Source organism: Stenotrophomonas sp. P5_B8 (genome assembly GCF_054049855.1).
This window is the reverse complement of the sequence record NZ_JBFULO010000585.1, coordinates 1-1862: the sequence shown is the minus strand read 5'-3', so window position 1 is coordinate 1862 and position 1862 is coordinate 1. Positions and strand designations below refer to the sequence as shown.

The window sequence follows — 1862 nt, the reverse complement described above, 5'->3', positions numbered from 1 at the left end:
ACGTCACGCTGTGCAGTGGTGATATCGACGGCGGCCAGGGTTTCTCCAGCACTGATGCCGCGGTTGAGGATGAGCACATTCTGGTTTCTGCGGATCTTGACCGGGACGAACAGCCGCCAGCCGCCCGCATCCGGGCAGCTGACTTCCACGGTGCTGGTGCCGGTGGGCTGGGCCTTGAGCCCCTGCCCGCACGCCGGCAGGCGCAGCGCCGAATCCAGGGTGGTGTCGCCTTCGCTGCCGGCCGGCAGGGTCGACAGCGCGGCGGCGCGGATGCTGTCCACCGGCTGCCAGCCGCCCGCGGCGGACGCAGGCACGGTGACCAGCGTTAGCAGGGCAAGAATGATCCAACGCATGGCGACTCCACGGGCAAGGCACATGGGCAGCGTCCTGCAAGGCGCGTGCCGGAATCCACGGGGCGCGGCGCTCAAGTCGGGCGCGCTGGCGCCGATACCACCCCCATGTCACATGACCTGCTCAACCGCATCGACCAGCGTACGCGTCTGGCCGGCCACAATCGTCTGGCCCTGCTGCTGTTCCGGCTCGGCGGACGCCAGCTTTTTGGCGTGAACGTGTTCAAGGTGCAGGAAGTCCTGCGCCGCCCGGACCTGTTCCAGGTGCCCGGGCTGCCCAGCCAGTTCGCCGGGGTGGCCGATGTTCGCGGCCGCTCGGTGCCGGTGCTGGACCTTGGGCTGGCCATCGGCCACCCCGAGCGCGAGCCGGATGCGGACAAGGCGCCGGGCTATCTGGTGGTGACCGAGTTCAATCGCTCGATCCAGGGCTTCCTGGTGAGCGGGGTGGAGCGGATCGTCAATATCGCGGTGGAGGACATCCATCCGCCGCCGGAACTGGGCGCCGAGTCGAGCTACCTGACCGCGGTGACGCGTTTCCAGGGCGAGCTGATCCAGGTGATCGACGTGGAAAGCGTGCTGGCCGACATCGCCCAGGTGCGCGGCGAGGCGGTGCTGGACCCGTCGCTGGCGATGCCGGCCGACGGCCCGCAGCTGCAGGTGCTGGTGGTGGACGACTCGCGGGTGGCCCGCCAGCAGATCCGCAGTGTGCTGGACCAGCTGGGGGTGGGCGCGACGCTGCTGTCCGACGGCAAGCAGGCGCTGGACCACCTGCTGCAGATCCACGCGGCCGGCGAGAACCCGGCCGAGCGCTATGCGATGGTGATTTCGGACATCGAGATGCCGGCGATGGACGGCTATACGCTGACGACGGAAATCCGGCGCCATCCGGGCCTGGCCGGGCTGTACGTGCTGCTGCATACCTCGCTGTCGGGCGTGTTCAACAACGCGATGGTCGAGCGGGTGGGCGCCAATGCGTTCGTGGCCAAGTATTCCCCGCATGAGCTGGCCGATTTCGTGCTGGATCGTTTGCGGAAGGTGGCGATGGCGGCTTGAAGCGGCGGTCGGTTCGCTGATGGCGGGCCGGGGTGGGCGGGGGTGCGGGACACGCCGTAAACCCGTCCCTGGGGGCTCGTGGGCGCCATCCATGGCGCCCAACGGTCCCGCCCCCCCACCCACCCCGACCCGCTGACAGTGGGTCGGCGCCTGTTTGGCGAACGCGGGTGTAGGTAGAGATCAGCCGAGCAACGCTCGGCTCTACCTTGGTTTGCTGCATCGTTCATCATCACGCCCAGCGCCCGCTGGGCTTTTTTGTGGGCGTCAGGGTGCCGCAGCCGGGCAGAGTCCGGCTCTACGTCGCCTGCGTAGCAGGCGTAGCAGGCGTTGCCGGCCAGCGGCCGGCACTACCCCTCCTCCCGAAGCCGGCTGTGCCCTTCCTTCCGGCGACGCAGACACGTCCGGGCGCGGGTYGGCAGAGCCCGCCGGGACCGTTGGGCGCCATGGATGGCGCCCACG

At 69.2% G+C, this 1862-nt stretch carries 1 protein-coding gene and 1 pseudogene; one reads left to right on the top strand and one right to left on the bottom strand.

Annotated features, from left to right (window positions below; genetic code table 11):
- Positions 1 to 353, bottom strand: a pseudogene (gene flgA / locus ACXJKH_RS19610) (flagellar basal body P-ring formation chaperone FlgA); the annotation flags it as partial.
- 105 nt (positions 354 to 458) lie between these two features.
- Between flgA and ACXJKH_RS19605 the strand changes: the two are divergent.
- The gene (locus ACXJKH_RS19605) at positions 459 to 1403 is read left to right on the top strand and encodes a chemotaxis protein (protein ID WP_256776992.1); all 945 of its coding nucleotides are present in this window, start codon (positions 459 to 461) and stop codon (positions 1401 to 1403) included.
- Positions 1404 to 1862: the final 459 nt, after the last annotated feature.

Excerpts from the sequence above, each read along its gene's own strand:
- ACXJKH_RS19605 (WP_256776992.1), top strand. The coding sequence starts at position 459 with ATGTCACATGACCTGCTCAACCGCATCGACCAGCGTACGCGTCTGGCC.